This window comes from Gymnodinialimonas ceratoperidinii, from assembly GCF_019297855.1.
Classification (GTDB): Bacteria; Pseudomonadota; Alphaproteobacteria; order Rhodobacterales; family Rhodobacteraceae; genus Gymnodinialimonas; species Gymnodinialimonas ceratoperidinii.
In genome coordinates this window covers 2,416,461-2,433,412 of sequence record NZ_CP079194.1, presented here as the reverse complement: position 1 = coordinate 2,433,412, position 16,952 = coordinate 2,416,461, and the positions used below count along the sequence as shown (strand labels likewise).

General features: G+C 65.0%; 12 protein-coding genes and 1 tRNA gene. 11 read left to right on the top strand and 2 right to left on the bottom strand.

The annotated features are described in order from the left end of the window. Positions 1-21: 21 nt before the first annotated feature. A complete protein-coding gene (locus KYE46_RS11740) occupies positions 22-2,337 on the top strand; it encodes a hybrid sensor histidine kinase/response regulator (protein WP_247716826.1) in 2,316 nt (771 codons plus the stop codon). Here KYE46_RS11740 and KYE46_RS11735 read toward each other — a convergent pair. Beyond that, entirely contained in the window at positions 2,334-2,936 is a 603-nt protein-coding gene (locus tag KYE46_RS11735; protein WP_247716825.1) for a sulfotransferase family 2 domain-containing protein, read from the bottom strand. The two genes, KYE46_RS11740 and KYE46_RS11735, sit on opposite strands and share 4 nt — an antisense overlap. Positions 2,937-3,163: 227 nt before the next feature. Here KYE46_RS11735 and recA point away from each other — a divergent pair, with 227 nt between their 5' ends. The 10 genes from recA (at position 3,164) to KYE46_RS11685 (ending at position 15,067) form a co-directional block, all read left to right on the top strand. Next, positions 3,164-4,237: a recombinase RecA gene (recA, locus tag KYE46_RS11730; protein ID WP_219000800.1), complete on the top strand. Its 1,074-nt coding sequence runs from the start codon at positions 3,164-3,166 to the stop codon at positions 4,235-4,237. A gap of 222 nt (positions 4,238-4,459) precedes the next feature. Beyond that, positions 4,460-7,111, top strand: coding sequence for an alanine--tRNA ligase (gene alaS, locus KYE46_RS11725; RefSeq protein WP_219000799.1), 2,652 nt, complete (start codon positions 4,460-4,462; stop codon positions 7,109-7,111). A 45-nt stretch (positions 7,112-7,156) separates the two neighbouring features. After that, on the top strand, positions 7,157-7,444 hold the full coding sequence (locus KYE46_RS11720) for a DUF1330 domain-containing protein (RefSeq protein WP_219000798.1): 288 nt from the start codon (positions 7,157-7,159) through the stop codon (positions 7,442-7,444). Between the two features lie 64 nt (positions 7,445-7,508). After that, positions 7,509-8,918 (top strand): cryptochrome/photolyase family protein, encoded by a 1,410-nt coding sequence (locus tag KYE46_RS11715; RefSeq protein WP_219000797.1) that lies wholly within the window; start codon positions 7,509-7,511, stop codon positions 8,916-8,918. A 91-nt stretch (positions 8,919-9,009) separates the two neighbouring features. Further along, positions 9,010-9,504 carry a TrgA family protein gene (locus KYE46_RS11710; RefSeq protein ID WP_219000796.1) on the top strand — a complete coding sequence of 165 codons (495 nt, stop codon included), beginning with the start codon at positions 9,010-9,012 and terminating at the stop codon, positions 9,502-9,504. Positions 9,505-9,507: 3 nt separating this feature from the next. Continuing rightward, positions 9,508-10,641: a gamma-glutamylcyclotransferase gene (locus KYE46_RS11705; protein ID WP_219000795.1), complete on the top strand. Its 1,134-nt coding sequence runs from the start codon at positions 9,508-9,510 to the stop codon at positions 10,639-10,641. 81 nt (positions 10,642-10,722) lie between these two features. Further along, entirely contained in the window at positions 10,723-11,748 is a 1,026-nt protein-coding gene (locus KYE46_RS11700; protein WP_219000794.1) for a cysteine synthase A, read from the top strand. A gap of 2 nt (positions 11,749-11,750) precedes the next feature. Beyond that, complete coding sequence (locus tag KYE46_RS11695; protein ID WP_219000793.1) at positions 11,751-14,117, top strand: DUF3772 domain-containing protein; 2,367 nt, start codon at positions 11,751-11,753, stop codon at positions 14,115-14,117. Beyond that, positions 14,114-14,839 (top strand): alanyl-tRNA editing protein, encoded by a 726-nt coding sequence (locus KYE46_RS11690; protein WP_219000792.1) that lies wholly within the window; start codon positions 14,114-14,116, stop codon positions 14,837-14,839. Before KYE46_RS11695 ends, KYE46_RS11690 begins: the two co-directional genes overlap by 4 nt. A gap of 138 nt (positions 14,840-14,977) precedes the next feature. Beyond that, a tRNA-Ser gene (locus tag KYE46_RS11685) sits at positions 14,978-15,067 on the top strand. Between the two features lie 73 nt (positions 15,068-15,140). On the opposite strand, the gene KYE46_RS11680 is transcribed toward KYE46_RS11685, so the two are convergent. Then, positions 15,141-16,877 carry a SulP family inorganic anion transporter gene (locus tag KYE46_RS11680; protein WP_219000791.1) on the bottom strand — a complete coding sequence of 579 codons (1,737 nt, stop codon included), beginning with the start codon at positions 16,875-16,877 and terminating at the stop codon, positions 15,141-15,143. Positions 16,878-16,952 lie beyond the last annotated feature (75 nt).

The following is a 16,952-nucleotide window of genomic DNA, read 5'->3' as shown; positions in this document are numbered from 1 at the left end:
CGAGTTGGAGGCGAATGACAGGTGACAGACGAGACCGCTGATCGGGTTGTGACGGACGCACGCGGTATCAAGCCGTTTGTTCAGCCGGCGGTCCTTCTGGTTCTGGGTCTGGTCGCTGGCGCCGCGACCTTGCTCGCGCCGGGGGCGGAGTTGCGCTTCGGCCTGATGGCGGCAACCGGCGGGTTTCTGGCTGCCGCGAGCCTTGTCGCCCTGCGCGATATATGGCGCATCTGGCGGGTGCAGAACACGTTTCAGGCAGCCTTTTCCCTGATCCAGCACGATCCCGCGCCGTGTTTCTGCACGGACGACGACGGGGCCATCGTATTGCAGAACGCGGCCGCCGACCGTCGGTTTGGAGAGCGTCTTGGCCTGCCCATGGCGCGCGCCATCGCCAGCGTGTTGCCGAACGCGGCAGCCGTCGTTTTCAGGCAGGAAACGGCGCTCGGACGGCGTCCCTCGGCCCATGAAGTCATCGTCACACCCCGCGGCACGGTGCGGCTGGCGGCGCATCGGCTCAACGGCGGCGTGATCTGGCGGCTCGATGATCTGGCGGATGCGAATTCGCGGCAGGGGGAATGGATCGGCCTGCCGATGATGGTGGTCAGTCACAACGATACGGTCTTGTCGATGAATTCTGCGATGCGCGATGTCCTGGGCCGCCGCGCCACGACGCTGGAGGATGTCTTCCCGGAACAGCCGCTCGTGGCGGGGCGCCGCTCCAGCCTCTCGGGCGCGGATGGCAAGATCGAGGTCATTCCTATCGTGGTGCCGTCGAAGGATGGCCGCAGGGAGGTCTACGCCGTGCCGGGCCTGTCGGAACCTCCCGCGGCCTCTGTCGCGGCGCGGGCCTTCGAATCGCTGCCGGTGGCGCTCCTCCACATCAGCGCTGACGGAGAAGTGCAGGCCTCCAATTACCATGCGCAGAAACTTCTCGGGGTTGAACCGGGGACGACGGGACCGATGTCGCAATTCGTCGAGAACCTCGGCCGCCCGGTGAGCGATTGGGTGGCAGACACATTGGCCGAAAGGGTGCCGAACCGCTCGGAAGTGGCGCGGGCCAAGCAGCGCCGGGACGAGACGTTCCTGCAGATCTCGCTGAGTCGGATCGTCGACGGCACCGGCCCCTCGCTTCTTGCGGTGCTCCACGACGCGACCGAGTTGAAAACGCTGGAGCAGCAATTCGTCCAGAGCCAGAAAATGCAGGCAATTGGCGAACTTGCAGGCGGCGTGGCGCATGATTTCAACAATCTGCTCACCGCGATCACCGGCCATTGCGACCTGCTGTTGCTGCGCCACGATCAGGGGGATCAGGATTACGCCGACCTGATGCAGATCAACCAGAACGCCAACCGCGCCGCCAGCCTCGTGGGCCAGTTGCTCGCGTTCTCGCGCAAGCAGACGCTGGAGCCGGAGGTTCTGGACCTCGCGGATTCGATTGGCGAGTTGACCCATCTGCTCAATCGCCTCGTTGGGGAAAAGATCAAGCTTACGCTGTCCAATGATCCCGAGCTTCTGCCGATCCGCGCCGACCGGCGGCAGCTCGATCAGGTGATCATGAACCTCGTGGTAAATGCGCGGGACGCGATGCCCGACGGCGGCGAAGTGCGGGTGGAGACACGGATGGTGCATCTGACCGCGCCCATGTCACGCGATCAGGCGATCGTGCCGAAGGGCTCATATGTCACGATCCGGGTGCGCGATCACGGCCACGGCGTCTCGCCCGACAAGCTCAACCGGATTTTCGAGCCGTTCTTCACGACCAAACGCACGGGAGAGGGGACCGGCCTCGGCCTGTCCATGGCCTATGGCATCGTGAAACAGACCGGCGGCTATATTTTCGTGGACAGTGTTCTGGGCTCTGGCACGACCTTCACCATCTATATTCCGGCGCATCTGAAGTCGGGGGAGGGGCCGACGGTAGAACTGATCGAAAGCAACACATCCGAGTTGATCGAAACCGCCAACGAGGGGAGACCCGGCGTCGTCTTGCTGGTGGAGGACGAGGCTCCGGTGCGGGCCTTTGCCTCGCGCGCGTTGCGCCTGCGCGGCTACACCGTGATGGAGGCCGGCAGCGCGGAAGAGGCGCTGGAAACACTCTCCGACACGGGCCTGGAGGTCGATCTCTTCGTCACCGATGTGATCATGCCGGGGATGGACGGTCCGTCATGGGTGCGGAAAGCTCTGAAGGACCGCCCCGGAACCAAGGTGGTTTTCGTGTCCGGCTATGCCGATGACGCAATGGCGGAGGGATCGATGAGCGTGCCGGGCTCGGTTTTCTTGCCGAAGCCGTTTTCGCTTGTCGACCTGACCGAGACGGTGCGCCAGCAACTGCACTAAGGGACGAGATCACCGCCCACACGCGACCAGAGATCGAATTCCTCGGGCGCTTCTGTGTGCAGGCGCGCCTCCATCGCGGCGCTCAGGTCGACGGGCCGGGCAGGGGAGACGTTGCTGCGGCCCAATTCCAGCGGCGTCTTGAGCCGATCCTCCAGAAAGGAGACGGCGCGATCGAGTTGGTCGTGGCGGAAAAGATGGTCGACGCCGAGGCTGCCGTCCTCCGCCGAGACGAAACGCGACTGACGGCCAACCTTGGCAAATTCGGGCGGAGTATCCTCCAGCCAGGCATCGACGAAATCATCGAACGTTACTTCGGCAGTGGAGTTCTCGGTGCCGCTTATCTCGTCGCGCGCGCGGTAGCGATACCAACTCGAGAGCCAGCCAACAGGCTCGCGGACGACAGCCATCAATTCCAACTGCCGCTGGCCGCGCTGCTCGAAAAATTTCTGCAACTGGTTCCGGTAGCGCCGTACCGTGCAATGCTTCTGCTGAGGCGGGTTCAGGATCGCGGTGTCCGCATGGGGCAAAAGCGCCGATTCCAGTGCCGTCGTCCCCGTCTTCGGCACCGCCAGAAGCACCAGCCGCGCTTTCCAAAACACCAACACCGCCTGCACCCCTCAAGTCTTCCCAGTTTTCGTAACCGATTGTTAACGCCTTCGTGTGAATTATCACAGCACAGAAGATTTAACTTGAATTGTTCTCGTTTTGTTTGCTAGCTGCAATGTGAACAAGAGGTGAACATAACGAAGCCGGACCCGAGGGTGCTTTGCCCCAACCGGCCCCATTGCCGCCAGACCCTGCGGCATGACATAAGGATCTGAATTCCATGGCAACGGCGAACCTTCTCGACATGACCGATCGTAAATCTGCTGATAAGCAAAAAGCCCTCGACAGCGCGCTGGCGCAGATCGAACGCCAGTTCGGCAAGGGCTCTATCATGAAACTGGGCGGCGAGAATGCCATTCAGGAGATCGAGGCGACCTCCACAGGCTCCCTCGGGCTCGACATTGCCTTGGGGATCGGCGGGCTGCCCAAGGGGCGCATCGTTGAAATCTATGGGCCTGAAAGCTCGGGCAAGACGACCTTGACGCTCCACGCGGTCGCGGAAGAGCAGAAAAAGGGCGGCGTATGTGCCTTCGTCGACGCGGAGCACGCGCTCGATCCGCAATATGCCCGCAAGCTTGGCGTTAACCTTGATGAGCTGCTGATTTCGCAGCCCGATACCGGAGAGCAGGCGCTCGAGATCGTCGATACGCTGGTGCGCTCGGGCGCCGTCAGCATGGTCATCGTCGACTCGGTCGCGGCCCTGACGCCGAAGTCCGAGCTGGAAGGCGACATGGGCGACAGTTCGGTCGGGGTGCACGCGCGGCTGATGTCGCAGGCGATGCGCAAGCTGACCGGCTCGATCAATCGTTCGGGGTGCATGGTGATCTTCATCAACCAGATCCGCATGAAGATTGGCGTGATGTTCGGCTCGCCCGAAACCACGACCGGCGGTAACGCGCTGAAGTTCTACTCTTCCGTCCGCCTCGATATCCGCCGCATCGGCGCAATCAAGGACCGCGACGAGGTCGTTGGCAACTCCACCCGCGTCAAGGTCGTCAAGAACAAGGTGGCGCCGCCGTTCAAGCAGGTGGAATTCGACATCATGTATGGCGAGGGCATCTCGAAGAGCGGTGAGCTGATCGACATGGGCGTGAAGGCCGGCATCGTCGAGAAATCCGGCAGCTGGTTCTCGTACGGCGACGAGCGTGTGGGGCAGGGCCGGGAGAACGCCAAGCAGTTCATGAAGGACAATCCGGCCATCGCGCTGGAGATCGAGGACAAGATCCGCGCGGCCCACGGGCTCGAGTTTGACATGGACAAGGACGACCCCGACATGCTGGCCGACGACGAATAGCGCAGGCTACGCAGTTGTCCGGCATTCAGACGGGCGCCTGCCAAGTTTCATCTCGGTCCGGTCCCATTCCGGGCAGGGAGATGCGACGGAGAGGGTGGCTTTCACGGGCCGCCCTTTTTCGTTAGCGCGGCCGCCCCCGGCTTTTTCGCGTGGGATCATGGACAGGGCGGCGGGGCACGGTTACATCATGCGCCGCATCTTTAGCTTTGGAACCGCCGCGCCATGACCAGCCTGAATGATATCCGTTCGACCTTCCTCGATTACTTCGGTCGGCAGGGGCACGAGATCGTGCCCTCCAGCCCGTTGGTTCCGCGCAATGACCCGACGCTGATGTTCGTCAACTCGGGCATGGTCCAGTTCAAGAACCTCTTCACCGGGGTCGAGACCCGCGATTACGTGCGTGCCACCTCGGCCCAGAAATGCGTGCGCGCTGGCGGCAAGCACAACGACCTCGACAACGTGGGCTACACCGCGCGTCATCACACGTTCTTCGAGATGCTCGGCAATTTCAGCTTCGGCGATTACTTCAAGGAAGACGCGATCCGCTACGCGTGGGAGCTGATCACCAAAGACTTCGGCCTCGCCAAGGACCGGCTCTACGTCACCGTCTACCACACCGATGACGAGGCTTTCGAGATCTGGAAGAAGGTCGGCGTGCCCGAGGATCGGATCATCCGCATCGCGACCTCTGACAACTTCTGGCAGATGGGCCCGACCGGCCCCTGCGGCCCCTGCACCGAGATCTTCTACGACCACGGCGAGCACATCTGGGGTGGCCCTCCGGGCAGCCCGGAAGAAGATGGCGACCGCTTCATCGAGATCTGGAACATCGTTTTCATGCAGAACGAGCAGTTCGCCGATGGCTCGATGGTGCCGCTCGACATGCAGTCGATCGACACCGGCATGGGGCTGGAGCGGATCGGGGCGCTGCTTCAGGGCTCCCACGACAACTACGACACCGACACGATGCGCGCGCTGATGGAGGCCTCGGCCCATGCGTCGTCGACCGATCTCGACGGCGATCAGAACGTGCACCACCGGGTGATCGCGGACCATCTGCGCTCCACCTCCTTCCTGATTGCCGACGGCGTCATGCCCTCGAACGACGGGCGCGGCTACGTGCTACGGCGGATCATGCGCCGCGCCATGCGTCACGCGCATTTGCTCGGCGCGAAGGACCCGCTGATGTATCGCCTCGTGCCCGCGCTGGTGAGCCAGATGGGGCAGGCCTATGCCGAGCTCGGGCAAGCGCAATCGTTGATCACCGAGACCCTGAAGCTGGAGGAAGAACGCTTCCGCCAGACCCTCGACCGTGGCCTGAAGCTGCTGGATGACGAAGTGGCGAAGCTGCCCGAGGGTGGAAACCTGCCCGGCGAGGCGGCGTTCAAGCTCTATGACACCTACGGCTTCCCCCTCGATCTGACGCAGGACGCCCTGCGCGAGCAGGGGCGCGCTGTGGACACCGAGGGCTTCGACAGCGCCATGGCCGAGCAGAAGGCCAAGGCCCGCGCCGCCTGGAGCGGGTCCGGCGACGCGGCGGATGCCACGATCTGGTTCGACATCGCAGAGAAGCACGGCGTGACCGAGTTCCTGGGCTACGACACCGAAGTGGCCGAGGGCCAGGTCCTGGCGCTGGTGCAGGACGGCGCGACGGTGGATGCGGCCACGGGCAGCGTGACCGTCGTGGTCAACCAGACGCCGTTCTACGCCGAAGCGGGTGGTCAGGTCGGCGACACCGGCGTGATCCGCACCGAAAGCGGCGTCGTGACCGTGACCGATACGCGCAAGGTGGCGGACGTGTTCCTGCACATCGGCGAGGTGAGCGAGGGCGAGATCAAGGTGGGGCAGGGCGCGGAGCTGACGGTCGACCATGAGCGCCGCACAACCATTCGCGCCAACCACTCCGCCACCCACCTGCTGCACGAGGCGCTCCGCCGCGCGCTTGGCGATCACGTGGCGCAGCGCGGCTCGCTCAATGCACCCGATCGGCTGCGCTTCGACTTCAGCCACGGCAAGGCGCTGAGCCTTGAGGAGCTGGCCCAGGTCGAGGCCGAGGTGAATGAATACATCCGCCAGAACGGCGCGGTGGAAACTCGGGTGATGACCCCCGATGACGCCCGCGGCCTCGGCGCGCAGGCGCTGTTCGGTGAGAAATACGGCGACGAGGTGCGCGTGGTCTCCATGGGCGCGCTGGCGGGCTCGGGCAAGGGCACGGGCGGGGATACCTACTCGCTGGAGCTTTGCGGCGGCACCCACGTGGCGCGCACCGGCGACATCGGCGTTTTCGTGACCCTCGGCGACAGCGCCTCCAGCGCCGGCGTGCGCCGGATCGAGGCGCTGACGGGGCCGGCGGCGTTCGAGTATCTCTCCGAGCAGGATCACCGCATGGCCGCGCTGGCCCAGGAGCTGAACGCGCAGCCCGGCGATGTGATCGATCGGGTGAAGGCCCTGAAGGACGACCGCAAGAAGCTCGAGAACGAGGTGGCACAGCTGCGTCGTGAGTTGGCCATGGCCGGCGGCGCCAGCGCGCCCGAGGCGACCGAGGTCAACGGGATCGCCTTCCACGGTCAGGCGCTTTCGGGCGTGACGGGCAAGGACCTTGCTGGCATCGTCGACGAGCACAAGGCGCGTCTCGGCTCGGGCGCGGTGGTGCTGGTGGCCGATACCGGCGGCAAAGCGGCTGTGGCCGCTGGCGTGACCGATGATCTGAAAGACCGGATCAGCGCCGTGGATTTGGTGCGCGCGGCGGTCGTCGAATTGGGCGGCAAGGGCGGCGGTGGCCGGCCTGATTTCGCCCAGGGTGGCGGGGCCAGTGCCGAGAATGCCGAGGCGGCTCTTGCCGCGGCCAAGGCGGTTCTGGCGCAGGCGGGGTGAACCGTCGCGAAATAAAATAAACATGCGATAACAAAGGGAAGCACGATGCCTCAAGCCTATTGGATTGCCCATGTGACCGTGACCGACGACGCGGCCTACTCGAAATATGCCGCGCTGGCGACCGATGCGATCACCGCCCATGGGGGCTGTTTCCTCGCACGGGGCGGGCGCTCGATCCAGAAGGAGGGCCGCGCCCATCCGCGCAACGTCGTGGCGGTTTTCCCCTCGCTCGATGCGGCGAATGCCTGCTACGAATCCGAGGCCTATCAAGAGGCAATGACCCATGCGACCGGCGCGTCCGAGCGGGATCTGGTGCTGATCGAGGCGCCTTGACGCCCGCGAAAGACTTGACCCTGCCTGTCGCGCCCTAGTTTTCGCTGAGAATTTGGAGGCGCGCATGACGGCGATCTACTGGGCCCGGCGGGATTTTCGCCTGGCCGACAATCCGGCACTGGTTGCGGCCTGCGAAAGCGGCGCGGTGGTGCCGGTTTTCATTTGCGACGAGGTGGTGGAAAGCCACAAGGCCGCGCCGAAGTGGCGGTTGGGCCTGGGTGTCGCCGCCTTCGCAGAGGCGCTGCGGGATGCCGGTTCGAACCTGATCCTGCGGCGCGGCGATGCGCTGACCACCCTGCGCGCCCTGATCGACGAAGTGGGCGCCGACACGGTCCATTGGAACCGCCTCTATGACCCCGACAGCCGCAAGCGTGGCGAGGCCGTGAAAGCCGCCCTTGTCGAGGATGGCATCAAAGCCGTCAGCCACAAGGGTCACGTCTTGTTCGAGCCGTGGACGGTCGAGACTAAGACCGGCGGCTATTACAAGGTCTACACACCCTACTGGAAGTCCGTGCGCAACCGCTCTCCGGGTGAGACGCTGGACGTGCCCGATATTCCCGCGCCCGAGGCGTGGCCCGCCTCCGACACGTTGGAGGATTGGCAGCTTGGCGCCGCGATGGACCGGGGCGCGGCGGTGGTGGCCGAACATGTGAACGTCGGCGAGAAGGCCGCAAGGGAGCGGTTGGGCGCCTTCATGGCGGAGGGCATCGACGATTACGCCGATGCACGCGACAACCTAGAGAAGAACGGCACCTCGCAACTCTCCGAGAACCTCACCTACGGCGAGATCAGCGCGCGCCAGTGTTGGCACGCGGGGCAGCGCGCAATGGCGGAGGGCAAATCGGGTGCCGAGACCTTTCTGAAAGAGCTCGTCTGGCGCGACTTCGCCCATCACCTCGTCTATCACACCCCGCGCATCACCTCGGCCAATTGGCGCGAGGAGTGGGACGCCTTCCCATGGAACACCGACGAACGCCGCGACGAGGTGCGCGACTGGAAGCAGGGGCGCACGGGGATGCCGATCGTCGATGCCGCCATGCGCGAGATGTATGTGACCGGTCGGATGCACAATCGCGCCCGGATGCTCGTCGCCTCCTACCTGACCAAGCACCTGATGTGTCATTGGAAAATCGGGCTCGACTGGTTCGAGGAATGTCTGGTGGACTGGGACCCGGCGAGCAACGCGATGGGGTGGCAATGGTCGGCGGGCTCCGGCCCGGATGCGACGCCGTTCTTTCGAGTCTTTAATCCCGAGACCCAGGCGGAAAAGTTCGATAAGAATGGCCGCTATCGCCGGCGCTGGCTGGCAGAGACCTCGCAGCCCGCGTTGGAGAGCGCGCTGTCGTATTTCGAGGCGGTGCCGCGTTCGTGGAACCTGTCGCCCGATATGGGTTACCCCGATGCGCCCATCGTCAGCGCCTCGGAGGGCCGCGCGCGGGCCTTGCAAGCCTACGAGAACCGCGACACGGCGTGAAGTTCCGACCCTGCTGTGCCGTGAAGGGATCAGCTGCGCCGGAAAATAAATCTCGCCCCTTGCGCCGCGTCCCGTCATCCCGGAAATTGGCGTGGAAATTCTGGCCGCAACGACGGTCCGAGCGGAACGGGACGGGACAAAGCACATGCCCACGGGCGCGAAACTGGCCGGCAGCTTGCTGTTCTTCGCCGTGGCCTACGTGGCGGCGATGCAGGCGAAACTGACGTTGCCCGAAGGCACGCCGGCGACCTATTTCAACATCACGATCGCGGCCATCGGCTTCTGGCAGGGATGGATGGTCATGGGCAACCGCGCGGGCGCGGGCATGAGCCTTGCGGCGTCGAACGGCTTGCGGACCTCGTTGCAGATCGCCTTCTTCGCCATCGCGCTCTTCGCCCTGCGCACGATGTTCATCCGCTCCGCCAATCTGCGCTATGACAACCCCGAAGAGGCCGTGACCGCCTCGTTGGAGTTGTTCCTGGAGTACCTGACGCAGTCCCTGACCCTTGGCGTCTGGGGCGTGCTGCTGGTCGGCGGCGTCATCGCGGGCATCCTGACGGAATTCGCCGCGCGGGCCTGGCGCTAGATGGTGCCGATTTTCCTTTTCGGCACGTTGTGCCACCAGCCCCTGCTGGACCTTGTCGCGGGTGCGCCCGTCGCGATGGAGCCTGCGCGTTTGCCGGGCTACCGCGTGGCGTGGGTCGCGGGGAAATCCTGGCCGATGCTGGAGGCGCGCGCGGAGATGGCGGCCGAGGGTGCGTTGATCGCCCCCGGCGCAGAGGCGCTGGCGCGGCTCGATTTCTACGAGGCCTGTTTCGACTACACCCGCCGCCCGGTCCGGGTGCTCCGGGGCGACACCGAGATCGCCGCCGAGGCGTGGTTCCCGCCGGAGCAGGCGGGCACGCCGGGCGAGGACTGGTCGCTGTCGACATGGGCGGAGCTATGGGGCGAGATCCAGCTTCTGGCTGCAGGCGAGGTCATGCGTCAGATCGGCCACGCTGCGCCGCGCGATATCGGCGCGCGCTTCGGCATCATCCGCGCCCGCGCCGAGGCCACCGTGCGGGCCGGGCGGTGGCAGCGGCCGGGCCTCGTGGGGGCGGGCATGACCCGCGCCGATGTGACGGAACACGCCGTCGAGCACATCCACGACGGCTTCTTCAACACCGAGGAGCGCCGCCTGAGCCATCGGCGCTTCGATGGCGACACGCAGGGGCCGATCGGGCGCTCGGTCTACCGGGTCGCCGACGCGGTCACGGTGCTGCCCTACGATCCGTTGCGTGACCGCATCATGTTGATCGAGCAGTTCCGCATGGGGCCCTTCGCCAATGGCGATGCGGCGCCCTGGTTGCTGGAGCCTGTCGCGGGCATCCTCGACGCTGGCGAAACGCCCGAAACCACGGCCCGCCGCGAGGCCGTGGAAGAGGCGAACCTGACGCTTGGCAAATTGCACTACATCGGCCGCTATTATCCGACGCCCGGCGGCGTGGCGCAGGTCTTGTATTCCTACCTCGGCATTGCAGATCTGCCCGATGACGTCGCGGGCATCGGCGGACATGCCGATGAGGCCGAAGATATTCTCAGCCACCTCGTTTCCTACGATCTGGCCTGCCGGATGCAGGAGGAGGGCGACATGGCCAACGCGCCCCTGATCTTGTCGATGCAATATCTCATGCTGCACCGCGACCGCCTGCGCGCGGAAGCAGAGGCGGCCGGCGCGGGTTGAGTTCGTGACGTCGCGCGTCTACCTATGCCAAAGTTTCCCGCGCGCCTGAGAGGGCGATTGCATCACGAAAGGGCCCGCGCCATGACGATCCACACCGAGCTTGCGTCCGCGATCGGCAACACGCCTTTGATCCGCCTGCGCGGCGCCTCCGAGGCCACGGGATGCGAAATCCTCGGCAAGGCGGAATTCCTCAACCCCGGCCAGTCGGTGAAGGATCGCGCCGCGCTCTTCATCATTCAGGATGCTGTCAAGCGCGGCACCCTGCGGCCCGGCGGCACCATCGTCGAAGGCACGGCTGGCAACACCGGCATCGGTCTGGCGCTGGTCGGCGCCTCGCTCGGGTTTCGCACGGTGATCGTGATCCCCGAGACCCAGAGCCAGGAAAAGAAGGACATGATCCGCATCGCGGGGGCCGAGTTGATCGAAGTGCCCGCGGTGCCGTATTCGAACCCCGACAACTACGTGAAATATTCCGGCCGCCTGGCCGAGCGGCTGGCACAGTCCGACCCCAACGGCGCGATCTGGGCGAACCAGTTCGACAATACCGCCAACCGGCAGGCCCATGTCGAGATGACCGGGCCCGAGATCTGGGAGCAGACCGGTGGCAAGGTTGACGGCTTCACCTGCGCCGTGGGCTCGGGCGGCACGCTGGCGGGCGTCGGTATGGCGTTGCAGCCCAAGGGCGTGAAGGTCGCCCTGTCCGATCCGGAAGGCTCGGGGCTCTACAAGATCTACACGGGCAAGGAAGCGGGCGGGAACTCGATCACCGAGGGGATCGGGCAGGGGCGCATCACCGCGAACCTCGAAGGCTTCACGCCGGATGCCTGCTACAAGATCCCCGACGCCGAGGCGCTGCCGCTGGTCTATGACATCCTCGCCAACGAGGGGCTGTGTCTTGGCGGCTCTTCCGGCATCAACGTGGCTGGCGCGATCCGCATGGCGAAGGAAATGGGGCCGGGCCACACGATCGTGACGGTACTTTGCGACTATGGCACACGCTACCAGTCCAAGTTGTTCAACCCTGACTTTCTGCGCGAAAAGGGCCTTCCGGTCCCTGCGTGGATGGATGGGCCGGGCCGTGACGTGCCGACTGTATTCGCGGAGTAACCATGTTTCACGTCAGACTTCTTCTCGCGCTGTTCCTGGCGCTGACGCCGCTTGTCTCCGGGTTTTCCGGAAGTTTTTCCATCGGTGCCGCGCAGGCACAAACGACGACCGACGTGGTCGAGATCGACTACGAGGCCTGGGAAGAGGCCGCGACGAGCGCCGAGGCGTTGATCGACGGCTCCGTCGCCTCCACCTCGATGCTGGAGGCGCGGCGCGCGGAATTGGCCGAATGGCGCGCCCGGTTTCTTGAGGCCGACGCCCGAAACGAAGAGCGGGTCGCAACGATCCGGAGCCAGATCGAGGCCTTGGGCGCCGCGCCTGAGGAAGGCGAGACGGAGCCGGATACCATTGCCGCCCGCCGCGAAACCCTCGCCGAAGCGCTGCGCGAGGCACAGGCGCCGAGCCTGCGCGCCAGTGAGGCCTTCAACCGCGCCAACGGCTTGATCGCCGAGATCGACGCCATCGTCGTCGAGCGCCAGACCGAGGAGTTGCTGGAACTCTCGCCGACGCCGTTGAACCCGGTGAACTGGGCCACGGCGCTTGGGGCGCTCGCCGATCTGGCGGTCGAATTGCAGACCGACACCAGCGCGCGGCTGCAAGACCCCGATGTGCGCGAGGCGATCCAGGACGAAGCGCCGCTTCTGATCCTGCTGATCCTCATCGGCCTTGTGCTGATCCTGCGGGGGCGGCCGCTGATCTCGCGCCTTGGCGACCGTTTCCTTGACGCCGACCGCCGTCGTGGACGGGTGGCGCTTGGCTTCCTCGTGTCCCTCGGACAGCTGCTGCTGCCGGTCGCGGGCTTCCTGATGGTGGTCATCGCCTTCGAGGAATCCGGCCTGTTGACCGAGGCCGGAGAGGCGATCATGGATGCCGCCCTCGGCCTGATCATCGCGATCTACGCCGCGCTCTGGCTTGGCGGCCGGCTGTTCCCGAACCATCAGGAACGCGCCGCGGCCTTCGATGCGGACATGGAAATCCGCTGGCCCGCGCGCCGGGCGATCCTGTTCATCGGCCTGTTCATGGGCCTTGCGAACGTGGCCGAGGTTGTCGCCGCGCTCGAGGTCGTCCCGGTCGACGCGCGCGGTGTGCTGGTCCTGCCCGTCTACATCGGGCTGGCGTGGAGCTACTGGAGCTTCGCCCGGCTGATGCACCGCATCCGCACCGAGGCCCCGGAGGGCGAGGTGTCGAGCTTCAACCTCGCCGTCACCAACATCCTCGCACGGGTTCTGTCGCTTGTGGCCATCGTCGGGCCGCTGCTCGCGGCCATCGGCTTTCTGAATGCCGCCGAGGCCGTGATGGTACCCACCGCGATCACGCTCTTCATGCTTGGCGTGTTGCTGGTGCTGCAGGCGGTCGTGCGCGACCTCTACGCGGTGATCTTCCGCTCCACCGCCGAGGCCGCCTCGGAGGCGCTGTTGCCGGTGATCGTGAACTTCCTGCTCTTCCTCGTCGCGACCCCGTTCATTGCAATGGCGTGGGGCGTCCGTGCGGAGCGGTTGCAGGAGCTCTACGTGCGCATGTTGGAGGGCTTCACCTTGGGCGAAACCCGGATCACGCCGGGCGTCGTTCTGGCGGTGATCCTCGTTTTCGCGGCCGGTTTGCTGGTGACGCGACTGCTGCAGGGCGCGTTGAAATCCACCGTTCTGCCGCGCACGCACATGGACGTGGGCGCGCGCAACGCGGTCACGGCGGGCGTGGGCTATGTCGGCATCGCGCTGGCCAGTGTCATCGCCGTCACCAGCGCCGGGATCGACCTGACGGCGCTCGGCTTCGTCGTCGGTGCGCTCTCGGTCGGCATCGGCTTCGGCCTGCAAAACGTGGTCTCGAACTTCGTCTCGGGCATCATCCTGTTGATCGAACGCCCCATCAGCGAGGGCGATTGGATCGAGGTCGCGGGCAACATGGGGATCGTCAAGGATATCTCCGTCCGCTCCACCACGATCGAGACCTTCGACAAGACCGACGTGATCGTGCCCAACGCCGATTTCATCTCCGGCACGGTCACCAACTGGACCCGCGGCAATACCGTGGGGCGGGCCGTGGTGACGGTTGGCGTGGCCTACGGCAACGACACGCGCCATGTCTCGGACATCCTGATGGATATCGCCAAGAACCATCCCGGCGTGCTGACCTTCCCCGAACCGGGCGTTGACTTCCTCGGGTTCGGGGCCGATAGCCTCGATTTCCGGATGCGCTGTATCCTGCGCGATATCAACGAGTTGGTTGCCGTGAAGACAGAGCTCCACCACCAGATTGCCGAACGCTTCAAGGAGGAGGGCATCGAGATTCCCTTCGCCCAACGCGACATCTGGCTGCGCAACCCCGAAGCCTTGGCCCAGGCCGTTTCCCCGAAAGATGCCCCGGAATGACAACGACCGAGACCCTGTTTCTGGACGATCCCTACCGCACCACCGCCACGGCGCGGGTGATTGGACAGACGGAGGAGGGCGGTGTCATCCTCGACCGCACGATCTTCTACGCGCGCGGCGGCGGGCAGCCCGGCGACAGCGGCACGCTGGACTGGGAGGGCGGCCGCATCCCGATCGCGACGGCGGTGAAGGGCGAGGCGGGCGCCATCGTTTTGATCCCGTCTGAACCCGCAGCGCTGCCCCCGGTGGGGGCCGAGGTGGAACAGCGCCTCGACTGGGACCGCAGGCTTGGCCACATGCGCATCCACACGGCGCTGCATCTTCTGTCGGTGGTGATCCCGCTGCCGGTCACCGGGGGCGCCATTGCCGCCGACAAGGGACGGCTCGATTTCCATATGCCCTATGCGCCGGAAGACAAGAAGGTGCTGGAAGGGCAGCTCAACGCGCTGGTGACCCGTGATCTGCCGGTCCATATCGACTGGATCACCGAAGAGGAACTGGACGCCAAACCCGATCTGGTGAAGACCCTCTCGGTGCAACCACCCCGCGGTGCCGGTCAGATCCGGTTGGTGCAGATCGGCGAGGACAAGGCCCGCGTCGACCTGCAACCCTGCGGCGGCACCCATGTCGCGCGCACCTCCGAGATCGGCAAGCTCACGGTCACCAAGATCGAGAACAAGGGCAAACAGAACCGCCGCGTCACCATCGCCTTCGCCTCCTGAACCACGCGCGCCTGCGCGGGTTCCAGCGCCTCTCGCGGCGAGAGGCGAGGAGAGGCGTGGCAGCAGTTTGCCACGGCGGAAATTTCTCCCCGAAACCCCTTGCAAACCCATCACCATAGCCGCTAAACGCTCCTCCACGGACAGGTGGCCGAGTGGTCGAAGGCGCACGCCTGGAAAGTGTGTAGGCGGGAGACCGTCTCCAGGGTTCGAATCCCTGTCTGTCCGCCACCATCCCTTTCTGCATTAGTTTGATTGTGTCGCCGTGGGCGGTTCCGTGTTGATGCCTCGCAGGTCGGTCTGATCACATAGTTTGCCGGGGTGCGCATCCATCCAGTTTGGAAGCTGCCTCATGTTGGCTCAGGAAGATCTCACCGGTCAGTTCCTCCAGAAAATGGCTTCCCTTCAGGCGGTCCATCACGGGGCCCTTTACCTCGCTCAGATGCAGGCGGATGCCAGCCTCCTTGAGGCGGGCGTTGATGGCCTCCAACGACTCGAGCGCTGACAGGTCTATTTCATTAACCGCAGGAAACATCAGCACCACGTCAGTCAGCTCGCGTTTGTCGGCGGCGTAGCGCGACAGTTGATCCTCCAGAAACCGCGCGTTGGGGAAGTAGAGGCTTTCATCGATCCTGAGCGACAGCACGTGGGGTTGGACTTCGACTTCGTGCCGCAGCACGTTCCGGAAATGCTCGGTGCCGGGGACCCTCCCGACGACCGCCATGTGCGGGCGCGAGGTCTTGTAGAGGTGAACGATGATCGACGTGATCACGCCCGCGCTGACGCCGGCCTCGACCCCAAGCGCCAAGGTCAGCAGGATCGTCACAGTAACAGCTGCGAAGTCGGCATGGCTGAAGTGACAGGCGCGTTTGAGGATCGAGAAATCGACGAGGCTGAGGACGGCCACGATGATCGTGGCGGCAAGCGTCGCTTTGGGCAGAAAGTAGATCAGCGGTGTGAGAAACACGGCCGCCAGCGCCAGTCCGATGGCGGTGAACGCCCCGGCGGCGGGGGTTTCTGCGCCGGCATCGAAATTCACCACCGAGCGGGAGAACCCGCCGGTGACGGGAAAGCCCCCGGTGAAGGCCGCGCCGAGGTTGGCGCTGCCAAGGCCGATCAGCTCTTGATCCGGATCGATGCGCTGGCGTTTCTTCGCGGCAAGGGTCTGGGCGACCGAAATGCTTTCGACGAAGCCGATGATCGAGATCAGCAGGGCCGGCACGATGAGTTGCGACAGCAGATCGGGCGAGAAGGAAGGCAGGGTCAGCGGTGGCAGGCTTTGCGGCACCTCGCCCACGATGGCGACGCCCCGTTCTTGCAAGTCGAAGCCCCATACAATCAGCGTCGTCCCAACGATCGCCAGCACCGGTCCGAGCTTCGCGCCGATGTCCGCCAACCGCGGCCCCAGTCCGACCCGCCGCAACAGCGGTTTCAGCCCGCCACGGACCCAGAACAGGAAGGCCGTCGCGCTGACGCCCAGAATGACGGTCGTGGGGTTCACGTCGCGTAGATGCGTGCCGAGGCTCATGAAAATTTCGACGAGCGTGTGACCCTCGGCCTCGACCCCGAGGATGTGACGCAGTTGGCTTGCCGCGATCAGGATGCCAGAGGCGGTGATGAACCCGGCAATCACCGGATGCGACAGGAAATTGGCAAGAAACCCGAGCCGGAACAGCCCCAGAGCCAGCAACATCAGACCCGACAGGAAGGCCAGCGTCAGCGCCGCCGTGACGTAGCCTGCGGTGCCGCTCTCGGCGATGTTGCCCACGGCCGCGGCCGTCATCAGCGAGACGACCGCCACCGGTCCCACCGCCAGCGCACGGCTGGTGCCGAAGACCGCATAGAGCACGATCGGCGCGATGGAGGCATAGATCCCGGCCTCGGGCGGCAGACCGGCCAGCAGCGCATAGGCCAGTGACTGCGGGATCAGCATGATAGTGACAATCACGGCCGCAATCATGTCTCCGGCGAACTGGGAGCGATCATAACCCCGGCCCCAATCGAGGATCGGCAGATAGCGTGCGAGGGGCGCGAGGGTCATGAGAGCGGTTCCGTCAAGCAAGAGGAGAGGTCGCGGGAAACTGCAAAGACCTGCGCAAGCGCCGGCGCGGCTGCT

What these genes read in the sequence shown, in the direction of transcription:
- recA (WP_219000800.1), top strand. Translation starts at nt 3,164, where the DNA reads ATGGCAACGGCGAACCTTCTCGACATGACCGATCGTAAATCTGCTGAT.
- alaS (WP_219000799.1), top strand. Translation starts at nt 4,460, where the DNA reads ATGACCAGCCTGAATGATATCCGTTCGACCTTCCTCGATTACTTCGGT.
- KYE46_RS11720 (WP_219000798.1), top strand. Translation starts at nt 7,157, where the DNA reads ATGCCTCAAGCCTATTGGATTGCCCATGTGACCGTGACCGACGACGCG.
- KYE46_RS11715 (WP_219000797.1), top strand. Translation starts at nt 7,509, where the DNA reads ATGACGGCGATCTACTGGGCCCGGCGGGATTTTCGCCTGGCCGACAAT.
- KYE46_RS11700 (WP_219000794.1), top strand. Translation starts at nt 10,723, where the DNA reads ATGACGATCCACACCGAGCTTGCGTCCGCGATCGGCAACACGCCTTTG.
- KYE46_RS11695 (WP_219000793.1), top strand. Translation starts at nt 11,751, where the DNA reads ATGTTTCACGTCAGACTTCTTCTCGCGCTGTTCCTGGCGCTGACGCCG.
- KYE46_RS11690 (WP_219000792.1), top strand. Translation starts at nt 14,114, where the DNA reads ATGACAACGACCGAGACCCTGTTTCTGGACGATCCCTACCGCACCACC.
- KYE46_RS11680 (WP_219000791.1), bottom strand. Translation starts at nt 16,877, where the DNA reads ATGACCCTCGCGCCCCTCGCACGCTATCTGCCGATCCTCGATTGGGGC.